Source organism: Spirosoma harenae, assembly GCF_054776975.1.
Genome location: NZ_BAAHBD010000037.1, coordinates 1 through 17,305, shown reverse-complemented (window position 1 = coordinate 17,305; position 17,305 = coordinate 1). Strand labels below are relative to the sequence as shown.

The following is a 17,305-nucleotide window of genomic DNA, read 5'->3' as shown; positions in this document are numbered from 1 at the left end:
ACTAGTGTTGCTTTCTTACTAATAGCCAACTTCGGAGGCTAGACCATTCAGACAATAGGCAGGTTTTTGTCGGACAAAAACACAGCTTGCTAAAATGTATATCGTCAGCCCTCAAACCTAAAGGGCGGCCCGGTGTGATAGTAGGCCTGGTGCCTCAATTCCTATAAGTTCCCTGTTCTGCATTCAACAGGTAGCGGGGTCTGTATCGCATCGATAGGCCTACACCTAGTTTAAAGAATAGCTCGCCCCGCTACCTATTGAAAGGTCTTAGTTTTTAGCGACAAAGGCCAGCCATGAATCTGGGTTTTGTCTCAGCAGCGAACCTAACAGTTTAATGAGAATACGTCCCAATTCGCCACAACACAAACAAACGTACAGAGTAGAACAAGATGGGTAAAATAAATGCCCCGAAGGGCATCTAATTATAACATACATTACAAATGTTTCGTGAAAGGAAAGTGACTGTTATACAACTCTAACTGTGTTTGCTTATAGCATTATTTATCAGAGGATTTATGCGGTGAGATTAGTTGATTGATCAGGGTCATCTGCATCGAGACGATCTTCCATTCATCGTTTCTCTTTTCAAAAACATCAACTCTCCATTTATAATCGGTGTCGCCTTTTTTGTATTGGCGAAAGGGTACACTATAGTCTTTGTCAGCAAAAAGGGTTTCTTCCGTGTAGACAAGGACTACACTAGAGCTTAGAAACCGCACTTGTTTAACCTCAAATCGCAAGGAGGTTGGCTCTAAGCAGCATGGACCCAGCAACTTGAAATGGGAACGAATTTCTTGTTTGCTTTTCCACATTTCACCGACAAAATTGATCAAGGTTCCATCCTCCGTAAAATAACTGCTCAATGCTTCCCAATCATGCTTATTCCAGGCAGTCTGTTGGTGTTGAATGATACGCCTAATGGCCATTTCATCTTTTTCGTGGCTTTGGGCTACCACCGCCGTTGTCAGAAAAGCGAATACACAAGCGAAGAAGGTCTGTTTCATACGAGTTGTTTTTAGGACAAAACTAGCTCTGTAGGCTGCTCGCTGACTAGTACAAATACGACATTTTCACCTTAGTGAAATATGCCTTTCACAGCTAAGAAGGACTGCTTTTCGAACGCATCAGAGATGTCTTTGGGATTCGTATTGGCAAATACTTTAAAATCTCGGATCAAGTGCATCTGGTCGAAATAATGGCATTCGTAAGCTACCTGTGTCCAGGTAAGTTGAGGATTCGTTTCCTTGAGCAACCACGCCTTCCCAAATCGAACCAACCGACTATAGAATTTAGGCGAAACCCCCATTCTGTCTTTAAACGCTCGTTCAAACTGGCGGTTGCTCATGCAGGCTTTTTTGACAAGCTCATCAATCTTGAGGGTGCCCCCGTACTTGATTAGTTCAGGGATAACGTAATCGATCGAAATAGGCTGTCTAATTTTGGAAAGTAGGGTGAACATAAATTCATCAGCCAACTTTTTCATCTCCGTGAACTCGGTGGTATTCCTTAAGGCGTCCAAAACAGACGTAACGGCGCTTCCAAACACGATTTCACCATCATAGTCTATTTGGATCATTTCCTGCATCGATTGTCGCAGTAACCGATAGAGCGTTCCGGGTTGAAGCCCGATCTTTATCATGAGGTGATTAGGCCCAATGGAGAGAATATGACGTTCGGTTTGAGGTCCACTGATCGTACAGGCATAAAGTGATCGAACTTGTTTTGTCAGGATGTCTTCTACTCTTGGTCTGTCAAAGGGATAAAATAAGATAGAATGTTCAGGTAAGGGCGGAAAGGGAAAGGATAAACTAGTTTTGCCATCATCGGTCAGTGCATGACCAATCATGATATTATTGACGACATGGCTAATTGCCGGATGAGGCACGAAGAATACTTGTTTATCAATCATAATGAGATATCCTTGTATGCGTATCAGTAACGATAAGTATCTGCCAGCACGACCTGCCACGTGCTGATCGAGGCACTCTCCTTTTACAATGCGAACTGTGCGTGTTTTCCAGATTGCCTAGTTGACGATATAAACACTTATCCTATTCCGCAGAGTTGTGCACCGGTAGTCTATATATGGTTCAATTACTATGCTTAGGAATGTTAAATATAGGAAAGAATACGGGTGCATCCGTATACAATCCATCCTGCCAAACGCCCGGATAGTGAAACACCAGGCCAATCCATGAAACATGATTGATGCTTCGTCCTATGAAAGGGGCGTGGCTGTTGCACAACTCCAGTTGCCAACTGCCAGACATTAAAGATACTTTAACGGGTCTTTTTGGCCTTACTACTGATTACTGGGCCTATTAGGAAGCAGATTTCAGACAAAACCTTATCTTGAAATATTTGTGCAACAGCCACGGGCGTTTAAAGAGACGACTATCTAGTAGTTTTACAGACGTAGGATGTTGCCGGGCCGTTGACAAAATTCAAATTAAATGCCCATCCGATAGTATTATATCCTACGCTTTATTGGTCAATGCTTTTCAGATGTACGATGAGGGGATATTAGTTGATTTATCATCGTTACTTGCATCGCTGTAAGCTTCCAGTCATTGTTCGTTTTTACAAAAACATCCGTTAGCACTTTATATTCTTTATCCCCTTTTTTATACTGATGAAAAGGAATACTATAATCCTTATCGGTCAATAAGGTTTCTTCAATATAAACGACCGCTATATCGGCTGTAATAAATCTGACACGTTTGACTTCGAACGTCAAAGAAGTGGCAGATAGGCAGCAATCGCTGAGTTGTGTAAGATTCCTAAAGATTTCATTTTTCCCTTTCCACAACTGGCCTACACCGTTTATTAACGTTCCTTCATCCGTAAAATGATTGCTGAAACGTTTCCAATCGTGCTTGTTCCAGGCAATTTCTTGTTGCTTAATAACCTGTTGGATCGCTGCCTGCTCCTGTTTCGTTACGGCAGGTTGCGGTTGGCCAAGGCAGATGTTGAATAGCATTGCTGTGCAGCCCAGAAAAATCATTGTTTTCATGATCGATTCATTTTGTTAGGCCAAAACTACAGAGCCTCCCCGCCAGAATAGGGGTAAAAAAACGACAATCTTTTAAAAACTGTGAGAACTGTAAGCATGTAATTGTGAACGGGTTTCCTCTTCCAACAGTAAGGTAGGGGTAGTGCCCGCAAATTCTTTAAAATCCCGACGCATGTGCTGAAGGTCATAGTAGTTATGCTGCAGCGCAACCTGGAGCCAGTCCAGGTCGGGGCGTTGCTCTTTCAGGCGGAAAGCCTTACTAAAGCGCGCCAGGCGTCGAAACATGTGGGGACTAAGCCCTACTCGTTCGTGGCATTTCCGTTCGAACTGCCTAAAGCTTAGGCAAGCCTGGTCAGCCAGATAATCCAGTGAAACCAACCGGTTTGGTTCCGACAGCAATTGGAACGCCTTATCAATTGGATGCGTTGCTAGCTGCTTTTTCTGAAATTGGCGTAACAAAAAGGCTTCGACGATTTGCTGCATCCGGTCATAATTTGCCGTTTCCCGAAGTTGTTGGGCCACTTCTCGGATTTGGGTACTCCAGAGTAAAGAAAGGTCTAGTGAGAAATCAAAGAATTCAGTCATGGGAATACCCAACAGCCGATGTAAGCCCCCCGTCTCAAAAAATGTAGCAACGATCAGGTGATCTCGTCCCATCGTCAAATCAACGCGCGAAATCTGGGCACCCACACCAATACAAGCAGGGGCCGTACTAATCTGTCCGGTTTTGTGATAAAATATATCGACTGAATCGCGTGGATAGAACGAGAGGTTCTGCACCGCATGGGGTGGAAAAGGATAGGATCGTAATGGCAATCCGGCTAGGGTCTGTACATGCACAATTTGATAACCCTTTATCAAGCCGGACAGAGCGGGATGTGGAGGGTAAATTCGATTGATCATGATTAACGTATTAAATTTTACGAAGCAGCCTCAAGCGCCATGAAGACCAGCTCAAGCGCAAACTACAGCAGTTGGGGAACCCCAAAGCGCATTGATTTGAGGTCTATAATCACTAAAATAACCCCAGCGTTAGGAAATAAAAATTGTATAACTAATTAATGAGCAAGTTTTTATGGACTCTACGTGGTAGAAATAGGTTGAATGTGTCTCTATCTCAAGGTAAGTCATTTCTGTAGTAAAATCACTTATATGGTTACCTGACAGACTAAATTTAGGTTTTTTAACCACATGTGGCAGCAGATAGGGACGATTTTATGCGTTGCTAAAAAACGCCCCTATTTATGGAGCAGATGTATGAACATTCCTGCGTGTCATTTTAGGGAGGATATTTTGAGAAAACTATCAAGTCGTGTTCTTTTTCGAGCCAAATGCCTTTGGCTTAATGAAGGAGTATTGAGTCAAAGGCAGTTGGTTGACTCGCCTTGCCAGAAAAATGTCGCAATAGCCCCCTAGTCTGCCGCATTCTGCATAGGCCTCTTCGCCTAAAGCGGTAGTAACTTTGATGCGGTATAGTAATTAGAACGGTCGTTTTGGCCACTCATACGGTATGGCAACAAGTAAAGTACTCCGCATGGATAATATCGGCATCGTCGTCGAATCTCTCGATGAAGTCGTCTCTTTTTTCATTGAGCTTGGACTGACCCTCGAAGGCCGAGGCATGGTCGAAGGTGAATGGGCCGGACGCGTCACCGGACTAGGCCCCCAACGCGTTGAAATCGCTATGATGGTCACTCCCGATGGCCACAGTCGGCTCGAGCTCTCCCGGTTCCTTACCCCGCCAACAGTCGCTGATCATCGCAATGCGCCTGTAAACGCTCTGGGCTACTTACGGGTCATGTTCGCCGTGGAAAACCTGGACCAAACGCTCGCCCGGCTCCGTAAGTTCGACGCGCAGTTGGTCGGCGAAGTAGTCCAGTATGAGAACGCGTATCGGCTTTGCTACCTGCGCGGCCCCGAAGGACTTCTTATCGGGCTGGCAGAACCACTCGGTACGAAATGAGCAGTGGATGGACTATAAAGTTTTGAGAATTATTTTTAGTTAGGAATCAGCAGGGTCTTTCTGCCGGTCTGGTCAGTCATTTCCAATTTGGGATTGGCTCCCTTTACAGGAACTAATAGCGACACCGTTTCCGTCTCTTTTTCCCCTTGAAGATGAACACCCGAACCTCGTTTGGGCAAATAATACAGATGAGCTCGCTCCCCACCACTTTCGTCATCAATACCAACGACGAATGAGCTATCCGCTAAGGCAGCGATACCCCCTCGTTCGGTTCCATTTGGGTCTTTAAATTGAATGCCTGCCGTAACCCTATCTCGACGATGCGCCACTTTACCCTTCACGATTGGATCGGGAAGGGGAGCGGCTATGACAATCCGTTCCCGGTTTTGTGGGTCCACAATGACGAGCTTATTCAGGCGTAGCGAATCAGTGGGCGCTGTTACTGGGGTAGCCTTGGGTAAAGTCCAAGCGGTAATTAAGAAAGGTAGTGTGATCAACCAGGTAACTGACAAGCCCTTGAGCCACTGGCCTAACCGTTTATTGGTTTGCTCCAGGGTAGCAAGCCGATGGAGGACATCTTGTTCGTTCATGACGGACTACAATCTGTTGTATGATAAGCAAAACGCAAAACAACAGGCTAAATACTGTTCCATGAAAGGCCCCATTAATTAAGCAGATGCATGGGCGTCCTTACGTCTCACGGAGGAGCCTTTTTTATGAAATTTCTTTCTACTAATGCTGCTTACTGATAGCCCTTTATTCTAGTAAAGCCACGGACAAAAAGCCAATACAGTCCCAGTGCCAGCGGAATTAAGAAAAGCGGAGTACTGGTGATATACTTGGCCACTAAAGTGATGACGATGGCTACCCCCAACATACTGAAGAGGTATTTTGCCCAGGGAAGTTTTGACATCAGGTATTGGGTTAAGTTGGTCAACGAAACTTGTATCGATACTTAAATATATGCCGAGATTATCATTTAACCAATATTACGCTTTTTCTATCCCCAAGCCATAAAGAGTAATACCCTCTTCGTCTCAAGTGGGAGGGTATTTTGAGATTATTCAGCAGATAGTTAGGAATAATGGGCTGACGCTACTTGGATAACTAAGGCTTTATTTGCCCATTAGCTGCTGCCAATTGTATTGACCTTTCGAGGCAAGATTCCGGTTCGCCAGTTCAGCGAGCATCACCTTTAGTTTCGCCCCCGCTAACCACTCACCATTGACGAAAACACCTGAAATCTTTCGCGTATTCGTGATGGTCTCCAGCGGATTGGCATCCAGTAAAACCAGATCAGCCAATTTCCCCACCTCTATAGTGCCCACTTCGCCCTCCATCCCCAGCCAAGTCGCCGGTAGCCGAGTAGCGGAAGCTAGCACTTCTTCCGGTGTCAAGCCAGCTTGGGTCTATAGTTCTAATTCATCATGCAATGAAAACCCCCATACCACCCCGGAAACCCCAGCATCCGTTCCGGCAACGATTGGCACACCCGTTGCCTGGAAGGCGCGCACTAATTGGAAATGAAACTTGACCAGCTTATCAAAATAAGCGGTTCGTACCGGGCTAGCGTTCTTGTTGTAATTATTAGCCGTTACCCATTTGCTTTGTAGCAGCGGATGCACGTACTGAAGCGTAGGCAGGGCAATTAAACGATCCAGCGAACGGACCTGCTCGGCGATACGAACCATGGCGACTAAGGTTGGCGACAACCAGGTGCCGTTTTGCTTGGCCAGCCGGGCAAATCGCTCAGCCTCCTGCGCACTAAAATCCTGGGCGTGCTTTGAAAATTCTTCGGCATGGGCTACCATGTCAAAGTGGGGGACAAAGGCTTGCTCGAGTTTGCCTTGAAAGGCATTGGGGATATGGCCGACGGTCTTTAAGCCCAGTTTAGCCGCTTCATCGATGATGGCGAGAAACGTTTCGGTGCTCAGTTGAGAGTAGAGTTTAATCAATTCGTAGCCCTCATTTTTGGCATCTTGAACGGCTTGACGCCCCTCTTCTGCCGTATTTGCCCTTCGGCCAGGCCCCACCCCCCCATTAATCAGCGCAGCCATGGCCATACGGGGTCCTGTCACATAGCCTTTCTGAACTTCCTTTCGTTGACAAAAGGCTTCTATATTGGCATTTAGGTTAACGATTGTCGTTACGCCATTAGCAATAAAGGGCGTCATCAGGTCCTGAGTATTGAAGGTAAAGCTAGGGGGCTGGGTGGGCCTACCGGGATGCAAAGAAAAATCGGTTGGTGGGTGCACATGTATATCGATGAGTCCGGGCATCAACCATTTGCCCGTTCCATCGATGATCTGAGCCTGTTTAGGCATGGCCCCGTTTATTGATTCAATGTACCCATTATTGATGACGATCGTAGCTTGGTAGACTACTTTATTGGGTGAAGTCATCGCAATGATATTCACGTCTTTAATGATGAAGACTTTTCGGGGAATAGTCTGAGCGACAGTCTTGAATGGGGCTAAAATCAGCAGAAAGCAGGCAAAAAGTGGTTTCATATCAAGTCAATGATTAAACAAGCTGGCGATTGGAGAAAGTCAGTTAAACAGGCCTCTCATCCATTGCGCCTAGTTAGTGCCTGTCTAGCTATTGACACCCAATCAGTGGAAACTGTTTGATTGGTAAACGAGAGAATGTTGATACAGAAAGTGCCGTTACGGCAATGTCTCTCGAATCGCCCAAATTAATGAGCGGATTCATGAGCACTTTGTCATCTCAAGGGCAGCTTATTGATGAACGTTTCTTCGTCTCCCTTTTGGGAGGGTATATTGAGATCTTGAAGCCGATGGTCACGGTAGGCAGAAGGGTAGATAAAGGCTTATAAAGATGGGACTACTTGGCAATCGAAAAACTAATAGGTCCAGGAATTAGTAGTATACACATGGCAGCCTTTAGGATCGCCAGCGTACTGACCAAATTCGCATTGATATGAAGTTATACGTCGTTGAATCCGCCGAGACCCTTGAATTGCTCGAAGCCCAAGTGGTTGATCGGTTGTCAAGTGGCTACGAGTTAGCCGGTGGGGTTTCCTTTAACCCAGTGGATGTGGTCTATATTCAGGCCTTGTACTTACCCAAACTTGACAAGCAGGTCGAAGCGTTGTTAAAAGAAGAGAACGTATACAGTGAACGAGGCTTGCTGGATGTGTAGGTCTTCAGAATAATTGTTTTGGCTTTCATGCGCTTCCATAAAGAGCGATTTCTGAGATTAACAATACAGGAGTAGGTTGCCTGACGTGTCGTCCTTGAATATAACAGCGGTAACCTATGTTTTACCGTTTACTAAGCCAATTTCAGTATCTGCTACTCCATCACCCATATTTAAGAATATGAAGGCATGAACAGGTTTCAGCTTAACCGAATTCCGCTCAAAATTACTACCATCCATGCGTAGATACTTACTGCTTTATGGGTTTCTGCTGACAACTGTAGTCACTCATGCTCAGTCTACAGCCGACATCCAAAAAACCATCAACGACTTAGAGCAGATCGGGGTTAAAGGTATTTTAACCGCCGACACCAGCTTACTGGCTCAGATTTGGGCGCCTGAATTTATGGTCACTACCCCCCGCAATACCATCGCCCTCAATCGAGCGGCCGTGTTTAAAAACCAAAAGCAGGGATTGATTGACTACAGCTCCTTTGAGCGCGTTATTGAACCGATGCAAGTCCAGGAGAATCTGGTCATCACCATGGGCTACGAGTTGTTTGTGGCCAAACATGACCTGCAGGAAGCCAAGGCCGGTCAACCAACCAAACGCCGGTTTACCAATGTATGGATGAAGAAACATGGGCAGTGGAAGCAGATTGGCCGGCATGCCTCGATCATTTGCACACCATAGGCTACTAGAATAGGGTTATAAAGGGGAGACAAAGCCACTTCATCTCATTAAGAGGGTTTATTGAGAAAAAGCCTATAGAGGACGTTCATGAATACGATTCAATTAGCGCGAATAACGTGTTTTATAGTTAAACAGGAAAGCCGTAATGAATCTCTATACGGTAAAAATAGGGGAACCTGTTCAGCAGGTCTCGACTGATTCTTAGACTATGCATCCCGGCTGAACCTTAACGTATATAGTTAGCCTTTAGGCGGCCAACCATCAATCAATTGCTTGGTAAGAAAGAAACAAATGATCGATCCCTAAACTCATGTTTAATTGTAGGATAATTCCGTACTAGTTAAGATATTGACGCTTAAGTTCAAAAAGAAGCAACGCTACCGGGTTGTTCTTGGACTGATCAATTGGCTACTTAGCCAATTACTCATGTATGAACCCAGGTGCCTAATACGCTTGATTGAGTCGTGGTTTTTCTAAAAATCTCACCATTAAGATACCTAACTATGGAATAGCTTTACATACGATGGGTCCTGAATGACACTTGCCGGGTATGCCCGACTATAACCGCGCTAATTCCTTACTGCATATAGTCGAAAAAAGGCCATCAAGCTTACTTACGGCTTAGGCTTACGAATGGTCTATACCACTCTGGCCTTTAGTTAGAACCTGACCGATATCCTTCGTCGGTTTATGAGCTTAAACACCTAAGCCGATCACATAACTCATTTATGAAGAAACTACTACTGATCAGTTTGATTGGATTAACGACGAGTGCTTTCGCCCAGTCCCAGCGCACAGATAGCCTGTTCGCCCTGCTGAAAAAACACCCCCAGTCAGACACATTCCGGGTCAATCGTCTGATTGATCTAACCAATGAGTGGGGTTTACCCATTGCCCGCTATGATTCAATCGCTCATCAGGCGCTGCTGTTAGCGCAGAAACTGGAATACAAGGCCGGAGAGGCTCAGGCACTATTTACCGCCGGAACGATTTTGTACGCCACAAACCGTAATAATCCTACTAAACAGGTGGAGGCTAAAAAGGGGCAGGCGATGCTGGATAAGGCTATTTTGTTGGCCCAGCAATCTAATAACAAACGCTTGACAGTCAGGTTATTAACGCAGCTTGCAGCCTCTAAGCGGATGAGTGGCATGGAAAAAAAACAGGCGCTCACCTACGACCGCCGGGCCTTGGTTATTGCCCAGACATTGCAGGATGACAAGCTGATTAGTCAATGCCAAACTATGATTGCTCAAGACTACGAGCTGGTCGCCGAAAATTATGCGGCTGCCTTTTTTTGGAATATGCAGGCATTACAAACGGCTCGGCAAGCTGGGTGCCGTGAATGCGAATTATTCCCGTTACGATCCATGGGGAAGAATTACCTCTTGCTCAGGGACTATAAGGCGGCCCTAACTTATCTGCAAAAAGCCTTAACCCTCAACAAGCAACTTTGGGGCAAGTCGAACAATGAATTTCACTATTACATTTTGTCGGCAATGGGCAACCTGTACCGGCTGCTGGGACAGTACTCTCTAGCCTTAAGAACGTTTGAGCAGGCCTTGGCCGTGCGCAAACGGGATTACCCCATGACCACTAACACTATTTTTGACAATCAACTGGCGGCTATCTATCAGGCTCAGGGACGTTATGGGCTAGCAATTGCGCACGGTATACGTGGGTTGGCTAAAGCGCACAACGATCAGAATAATTGGTGGGAAACCGATATAGCCACTACCCTGAGCCTGGCTTATTTGCACACAGGAAAGTTGGATAGTGCGCGGTATTATGGAGGTCATAGTCTCAAACTTGCCCAAGCAACGCATAAGAAAGAATACATCCGGGATGCCTACCAGACGTTAGCCAAGGTATACGCTGCCCAAAAAGAATTTGATCGAGCCTATCAATACCAGGGCCTCTACTACACCTACCGGGATAGCCTGAACAACGAAGATATTACCCGGAAAGCGACGGCGAGCCGTTTTTTAAACCAAATTAGCCAGCAACAGAGTCAGATAAAGCTGTTAATCAACCAAAAACAGCTACACCTTCAAATCGCTCAACAGCAACGTATTCAGCGTAATGTGACCATTGTGGCGGCCGTTTTGCTGCTGCTGTTGGCGGCAGCCACAGCGGCCTGGTTGCTCAACCGCTCCCGGCTCCGGCGGCTTCAGGATGCCCAGACCTTACGAAAGCAAATTGCCTACGATTTGCACGATGAAATGGGCAGTACACTCAGTAGCATATCGCTACTGAGTGGGGTTGTCACCAGGCTTATTGCGCAAAAAAGACCCGAAGCCGTTGAGCGGGCTATTGAAAAAATCAATACCGATGCCCGCCAGATTCTGGAGTCTTTGGATGAAATTATTTGGACAATTAATCCGGGAAATGACTCCTTACAACGGATCGCCCTTCGTCTTCAGGAGTACGCCCAACCGCTGATGGAGTCGAAGGATATACGATTCAGCTTTCAGGTAGATCCTGCTTTGGCAGACGTACCTATCTCCATGGAGGTCCGGCGAAGTTTGTATCTAATTGGCAAAGAGGCCATCAATAATTTAGTCAAACATTCTCAGGCCACGCAGGCCACGGTTCAGTTGACTCTTAAAGCAACTATGCTTGTAGTATTGATTGAGGACAATGGCCGGGGCTTTGATCCAGCCCGGTTGAGTAACCGAACCGGTCAGGCCAGCATGAAGCAGCGAGCCGAAGCTATGGGAGGATCGCTTGATGTTCAATCGGCTCCCGAGTGGGGTACCCGATTAGTGTTAACAACCGCCATTACCGGATAAAGTACAGGTTACATCTGCTTTCGATATCAATGAAATTTCTTATACCTTAATGCCGAGAGTCCCTGTTTCTAAGCTGGTCACCTTATGCTGGAATAACCGCCCTCAAACACCAGTCGCTTGCTTGGCTAACGACCTATGTTCAAGTCCCTACGCAAACTGAAACATTTTGTGTAAATGGTCTACGTAGGGTGAGGCGTCTAACTAGTGCATAAATTCCAACTAGGATCGGGCCGATTCGTTGTTGCGGGTGGCGGAAAAAACTAGCGTTATTTTGATAATAGTTTATTTGCGACAATAATTGGATAGTTTCCTAACTGTTAAACTCAATCGGTAGCGGGAGGTTGAACCATAACGCTTCAGGGGGTAGGCAAATAAACAAGCCAACTCATAAGAGGTAAAAGTCATTAGGCTGCACCGGTTGAGGTACATCCGTTTCGCCCAAAAGTTGGCGAATGTTGATATCGATGGTTCGGGCGATGGCCGTGACGGACACATCACTGGGGCGGTTGCGGAAGGGGTCCTGCAAATGGTAGGCACTCTTTTCAATCAGCAAAAAGCCCGCCGAAATCAGCAGCAGCAGGGGCAGCTCAAAAATGATCTCCACATTGTTGAGGGCAATCGACAGGGTAACCACAAACAGGTAAATGATAAAGTGCAGGAAATGCCGGTAAGTCGAAGGAAATACCGTGGAATTGATGCGTTCGGCTTTGCCCATCGAATCACACAAGCGCACCAGCGTATTGTCGAGCTGGACATGTCTGAACACATCCAGCTGATTGGTTAAGCGTAACTCACGGATGTCGGTAGCGTGTTGTTGCAATAAAGCCAAAGGCTTGTTGGTATGCTCGAGGAGCTTCGCCTTATCAGCCTCTGAGATCAGCTGGTCGATACCCGCTAGCGGATCAAGGCCCCGAAGCGATTGGCCCAGGCAATAGCACCAGGCAATCTGTCGATAAGCCAGCTTGTGAAGACTAGTTGAGGTAGTCTGGTGGGGATCCAGAAAGGCTTGAAGCTGCAGCACAAAGCTTCGGGAGTCATTGACGATCGCCCCCCAAACTTTACGAGCCTCCCACCATCGATCATAAGATTGGTTCATTTTGAAGGAGAGCAGGATGGAGATAGCTGTCCCCAAAAAGACCGGAATGGTCAGGGGCATCTCGGGGAAATAGTGGCGGGCGTAGGTGGCTAGCAAATTCGTGATTAAGCCCACGACAAGGATATACACTAAGTCGAACTTAATTTTATTAAAGATATAGGCAACCGTTATTCCTTTATCGAGTAACATAGCAGAAGAGCTGTTTTTTCAGGTAACGGGAGTGGCTTTGGGATTGTTTTTAGGGGAGGAGTTTGTCTTGAGCTTGAATGCAGTCCACGGGTCTGGGTTGGATTTAAGAAGAGGTATTCTTATAGCCGTTACCGATATCGATTGTGGCGATTGCACGACCCAACTTAAAACAATATAGTGAGCCTCTTCCGTCTTACATTGGAGCGATGATGCTATTCAGTGGCTGTCTGGTAGTTTACGATCTGGCCAGTGGGCACGCACAGGCGGAATTGCGGCATTCCGACCGACCCCCGTGGCTCAATCCGTAGCATACAGTTTTCGGCAAAAGATGGAGCGCTTTACTTAACTAGTCATTTCTTGTCAAGACCTGAGCCGTTCTTTCTGAGTCACTGTATGTAGTGGATTTCGTTTATGTCCCTTCTAGTAGTTCATCCCATTGCGTGGTATAATGCCTGGATAAGTACTACTGGTTCATCGGCCATTCGGCGTTGTATAGCTAAGAATTCAGATTGCGCATGCCTTTCAGTTTTACCAGCTTTTCGCTCCACCAGATTATAAACTCATTAATAGCCACCCTTTTCCAGCCAGCAGTAGTCTTTAGGGCAAACCTCATCTCAACCAACTTGCTCCATATGAAACCACTAGCCCTAACCCCCAGCTAGCTAATCGCTACCCTGCTGCTCTCGATTTCCTGTTCAACGGGCCAAAACGACAGGGATGCCGCAGGGGCCTGTACGTATCCGCATCAAGTGACGGTAGATCCGGCTTGTTACTCAGGCAATGGCCTTACGTTTACAGCCTCAGACTACGGCAGCCCTGCCCACAGCTTTGACTGGAGTATTTATGCTTTGAAAGATACGACCAAAGCATCAGGCTTTACCCTGGGTGACTTGAAGATCGATATGCTTGCCCCGGATAAATTCACCGTGCCCGATAGCTTAATCGCCAAGTATCCGCGGTTGTTGATAACGGTTGCCACTAGTTGTGGTGGCCAGCCCTTACATTCTATTTATTACAGCTTTGTCAAAACATCAACCAGTGCCAATTGTAGCATATGGGCGGCTCAAAAATGAGTGATCTATCCCTACAATAGGCACTTTCGCTGGGCAAAATGATGCTGATCCAATGGGTCGATCAGGCAACAAAATCCCCTGTCAGTGCTGGCAGGGGATTCTCCTGTTTTTGGGTTCGATTATCTTATGTAGACTCAAGCCGCCAGCCAGAAGTAACCAAAAATGGTGTTCTCAGCCTGGCCAACGTTTCACCCCCATCCCCAATCACGTATCGGCAGCCTGGGCGTATTCGCATAGCAAGCAACAAAATAATACGATACCTATTTGCTGGCAGAACCAATTGGACATGCCAATCCTACTCATCAGGGTAAACTATCGCAGCTGGCTCACCCTAGCGTGAGGGCTACTTGTCCTCTTACCCCGCCCGAATGCGTACTGAAAGGCCAAGTGAGAACTAAATTGTCCCAAAACTGTATGAAATAGTCCCAATACTGAAAATGCAGGCAGTATCCCTCATTGCCTTACAGCGTAGCTTTGACCAATGGCTGCCAGTCAATAAACCGGCTCTCGCAAACAGCAAGAAAACCTGATTAATCGTTGACGCATTCGATCGTTTGGATAGCATCTCGACCCGGTATCCATTGACTAATAGGATGTATTTATCCACAGTTTATCGCTGCTGTTTTTGCTTGGCGATTTAGCATTGTCGAACGGGTTTTCAAGCCTGGTCTTAGCCTAAATAGTACCTAGTTTACCGGAAATATGCGTAGAATAATAAAGTTCGGCGGTGGCTTACTTAGTTTACTCCTTGGTGTATGGCTGATTTGTTACATCTACGACCATTTTTGGGGCAACAACGATGGCTTATTGGCCAACGTTGCCTATAATAACCTAGTGGCCCTGTTCCTCAGGCTGGCCCTGGTTGGATGGCTGCTCATTTTGGCCTTGACGGTTCCAGTAAAAATGGTCCAGAACCTGGCTCTTTCTGTGCTTTCAAGTATTTTCTTTCTTGGCCTGCTGGAAGCAATAGGCCATCTGGTAATCGGGCTGAACCTGATCACCAGTGCACCCCTGGCCTTTAGGCGGTTCTATATCTTTCCAGGAATTTGTAATCTGAAGCCCTATCCGGCAGGGGACCTCCATCCGGTAACCGGACGCTCCCACGTGCCCAACGGCTCCTTTTGCTTTACGAACTGTCTGGGCGACTCAATTCGATGGACCTATAATTCAGCCGGCTCAAATGACAAGCAACGAGACGTAGACAACCCTGACCCAGCCAAAAAGCGGATTGCTTTCCTGGGTGATTCGTTTCTAGAGGGCTATATGGTTAATAATCCTAAGCGGCTATCGAATCTGCTAGAGCAGCAAACGGGCCTGGAGCACCTCAATTTCGCCGTCTACAGTTCAGGGCCAATCCATTATTACTTAACCTATAAAACGATTGCTAAAGCCTATGGTGCCGATGTAGTGATTGTGGGCTTCTTAGCGGCCAACGATTTTGAGATTTATTCTACGCACCAGGCGTACCAACAGGTGGACTGGCCGCAATATATTCCCTATTGGCAGGGTGTCTATCCTCACTATACCCTGCGGTATAGCCTAGCCAACGTTGACCAATCAATTCTTCACGGCAATCATACTCAAGCGTCGCTGCTGAAGGTGGTCGATTCGGTCTACGCTAGCTTACCCTTTGGCAGCAAGCTGAAAGCTGACTTTCTGACTCACTCCAGTATTATTCGAGTAGTAGATGCCCTGAATACGAAGGCCTATCGCGAAGGCAGCTTCACTAAATACGAGCAATTCAGTGAACTCGAGTGGCAGTATGTAAGCTACTCATTAACCAAATTGATCCAGGAGGCCAGAGGAAAAAAGGTGCTCCTTCTTTCCATTCCAACGTTGTGGGATCTGAAGGCACTGAAGCGTGGAAAAGTGAATCGACTCGATCCTTTGCTGGCTAACTTTTGCCAGCAGCAAGGTGCTTTGTTTATTCCGTTAGCACCGACCTTTTTGGCTTCTAAGCAGACCTTACAAACGTTTTATGTTCCCTGCGATGGGCATTGGTCGGCTGAAGGGGAGGCTCATGTTGCGGCTGCGTTGATTGACAATCCGATTTATCGTTCGTTAGTTGGGTTGCGGTAAGCCTTCTCCAACTAATTTTTTATAAGTAGAGATAGCCACTGCAAAGTCAAAATAGATAAACAGGGCCGGTGTGATTTCCATACCCGAAGATAGGCAAGAAAAAAAGCCTGTTCGTCAGCCTAAACGGTCTTCACTTTCTACCCGATACTTCGCCAAGCAGTCTTGTTTATAAAAGAACGTTCAGATTTCATGCGTACGCGCTGGCGCGGGTTTTTTTCTTCACCGGAATAGTGTTTTTCACGGCACTAGACGAACAGCAGGCGCGGGGATTAATGGATGAGTGACGTGCTGCGCTGGATTGACTCGATACCCTTTTAAGAAGTTACCCACTCGACTTAGCCTGCGTCGGGAGATGGGCATGGTATGCCCACTGCTCAGTGTCACCCTCCCCCTGGTGTACTCACTTCGTTGCCAGCCCACTACATACCTGGGGTTGACCAGCAAGGATTTGCTAATGCGGAGAAAATCGGGCAGGTGCTGTTGCTGAATCCTAACGAGAGTATGGTAAACCAACAAGACTTTGCCATTGGTATAATGGATGTTTGAGTAGTTGACCGAACCGCTCAAAAAAAGGATCTCATCGGGTTTATAGGTGATGAAAAACATAACGCTATAGCTGTGGATCAGTTGTGTAAAGAAACGGATGGATTTACCTTGCCCTTTTCTTTCCTACGGCTTATCTCTGTTTCAGCAGCTGATGAAGCAGTCGTTCTACCTCAGCCTGCTTTTGCTTGACGGATTGTAACTCTTGTTGTTGGGTTTGAATAGTCTTATCCTGTTGAATGCTATAGAGAGTCAACTCCTCCACTTTCTCTAGTAGCGTTGCATTCATTTTCACCAGATCAACACCCTATTTGACTACGGGGTATTTCTTCCTAACGGGCGGATTTATACGGTAAGCAACTGTATGTTGGGTGAGACTTGATTATCAACGTTTTAACTCAACATCAATCAAATACGATTTCCTTTCTGATATGCAAATCTACCCCGCTTAATTAAATAGAATAGCCGTTTTTAAGGCCGATTGTTGAACACCCTTTTTGATAAGGCAGTGGCTATTAACTAATAGACTATTGAAACTATAAAAGCCGTTTCTTAGCGTATAAATCCGCCCCTTTACACAAAGAACCCCGTGTATAAGCAGGTGTACCGAAATGGGATAGAATTTACTATTTCCCCGGTTAATTCCCTGTTCTGAGGGAAAGGGCTTACTCATCAAGGGCGCTCATTATTTCGTTGAACTCCTC

Annotated in this window: 14 protein-coding genes and 1 pseudogene; 5 read left to right on the top strand and 10 right to left on the bottom strand. The window is 46.3% G+C overall.

The window, feature by feature from the left end:
• Nucleotides 1-497: 497 nt before the first annotated feature.
• From ACYVE4_RS29930 to ACYVE4_RS29915, 4 genes are all read right to left on the bottom strand, one after another.
• Nucleotides 498-1,004 (bottom strand): SgcJ/EcaC family oxidoreductase, encoded by a 507-nt coding sequence (locus tag ACYVE4_RS29930; protein WP_461044095.1) that lies wholly within the window; start codon nt 1,002-1,004, stop codon nt 498-500.
• A gap of 71 nt (nt 1,005-1,075) precedes the next feature.
• Nucleotides 1,076-1,909, bottom strand: a complete 834-nt coding sequence (locus tag ACYVE4_RS29925) for a helix-turn-helix domain-containing protein (RefSeq protein ID WP_461044094.1) — start codon at nt 1,907-1,909, stop codon at nt 1,076-1,078.
• Nucleotides 1,910-2,491: 582 nt separating this feature from the next.
• Nucleotides 2,492-3,013, bottom strand: a complete 522-nt coding sequence (locus tag ACYVE4_RS29920) for an SgcJ/EcaC family oxidoreductase (RefSeq protein WP_461044093.1) — start codon at nt 3,011-3,013, stop codon at nt 2,492-2,494.
• A 72-nt stretch (nt 3,014-3,085) separates the two neighbouring features.
• Complete coding sequence (locus ACYVE4_RS29915) at nt 3,086-3,916, bottom strand: helix-turn-helix domain-containing protein (protein WP_461044092.1); 831 nt, start codon at nt 3,914-3,916, stop codon at nt 3,086-3,088.
• 607 nt (nt 3,917-4,523) lie between these two features.
• Here ACYVE4_RS29915 and ACYVE4_RS29910 point away from each other — a divergent pair.
• Complete coding sequence (locus ACYVE4_RS29910; protein ID WP_461044091.1) at nt 4,524-4,976, top strand: VOC family protein; 453 nt, start codon at nt 4,524-4,526, stop codon at nt 4,974-4,976.
• A gap of 35 nt (nt 4,977-5,011) precedes the next feature.
• On the opposite strand, the gene ACYVE4_RS29905 is transcribed toward ACYVE4_RS29910, so the two are convergent.
• From ACYVE4_RS29905 to ACYVE4_RS29895, 3 genes and pseudogenes are all read right to left on the bottom strand, one after another.
• Nucleotides 5,012-5,566, bottom strand: coding sequence for a hypothetical protein (locus tag ACYVE4_RS29905; protein WP_461044090.1), 555 nt, complete (start codon nt 5,564-5,566; stop codon nt 5,012-5,014).
• A 152-nt stretch (nt 5,567-5,718) separates the two neighbouring features.
• Complete coding sequence (locus tag ACYVE4_RS29900) at nt 5,719-5,889, bottom strand: hypothetical protein (protein WP_461044089.1); 171 nt, start codon at nt 5,887-5,889, stop codon at nt 5,719-5,721.
• Between the two features lie 202 nt (nt 5,890-6,091).
• Nucleotides 6,092-7,255, bottom strand: a pseudogene (locus tag ACYVE4_RS29895) (amidohydrolase family protein).
• Between the two features lie 661 nt (nt 7,256-7,916).
• Between ACYVE4_RS29895 and ACYVE4_RS29890 the strand changes: the two are divergent.
• From ACYVE4_RS29890 to ACYVE4_RS29880, 3 genes are all read left to right on the top strand, one after another.
• On the top strand, nt 7,917-8,138 hold the full coding sequence (locus ACYVE4_RS29890; protein WP_461044088.1) for a hypothetical protein: 222 nt from the start codon (nt 7,917-7,919) through the stop codon (nt 8,136-8,138).
• A gap of 235 nt (nt 8,139-8,373) precedes the next feature.
• Nucleotides 8,374-8,829 carry a nuclear transport factor 2 family protein gene (locus ACYVE4_RS29885; RefSeq protein WP_461044087.1) on the top strand — a complete coding sequence of 152 codons (456 nt, stop codon included), beginning with the start codon at nt 8,374-8,376 and terminating at the stop codon, nt 8,827-8,829.
• Between the two features lie 728 nt (nt 8,830-9,557).
• On the top strand, nt 9,558-11,621 hold the full coding sequence (locus tag ACYVE4_RS29880) for a tetratricopeptide repeat-containing sensor histidine kinase (RefSeq protein WP_461044086.1): 2,064 nt from the start codon (nt 9,558-9,560) through the stop codon (nt 11,619-11,621).
• Nucleotides 11,622-12,006: 385 nt separating this feature from the next.
• Here the strand turns inward: ACYVE4_RS29880 and ACYVE4_RS29875 are convergent, their stop codons facing one another.
• Nucleotides 12,007-12,906 carry a bestrophin family protein gene (locus ACYVE4_RS29875; RefSeq protein WP_461044085.1) on the bottom strand — a complete coding sequence of 300 codons (900 nt, stop codon included), beginning with the start codon at nt 12,904-12,906 and terminating at the stop codon, nt 12,007-12,009.
• Nucleotides 12,907-14,681: 1,775 nt separating this feature from the next.
• Here ACYVE4_RS29875 and ACYVE4_RS29870 point away from each other — a divergent pair.
• Nucleotides 14,682-16,058 (top strand): hypothetical protein, encoded by a 1,377-nt coding sequence (locus ACYVE4_RS29870; RefSeq protein ID WP_461044084.1) that lies wholly within the window; start codon nt 14,682-14,684, stop codon nt 16,056-16,058.
• Between the two features lie 237 nt (nt 16,059-16,295).
• On the opposite strand, the gene ACYVE4_RS29865 is transcribed toward ACYVE4_RS29870, so the two are convergent.
• Together ACYVE4_RS29865 and ACYVE4_RS29860 are read right to left on the bottom strand one after the other, a co-directional pair.
• Nucleotides 16,296-16,664 (bottom strand): LytR/AlgR family response regulator transcription factor, encoded by a 369-nt coding sequence (locus tag ACYVE4_RS29865; protein WP_461044083.1) that lies wholly within the window; start codon nt 16,662-16,664, stop codon nt 16,296-16,298.
• A 70-nt stretch (nt 16,665-16,734) separates the two neighbouring features.
• Nucleotides 16,735-16,890 (bottom strand): hypothetical protein, encoded by a 156-nt coding sequence (locus tag ACYVE4_RS29860; RefSeq protein ID WP_461044082.1) that lies wholly within the window; start codon nt 16,888-16,890, stop codon nt 16,735-16,737.
• Between the last annotated feature and the right edge of the window lie 415 nt (nt 16,891-17,305).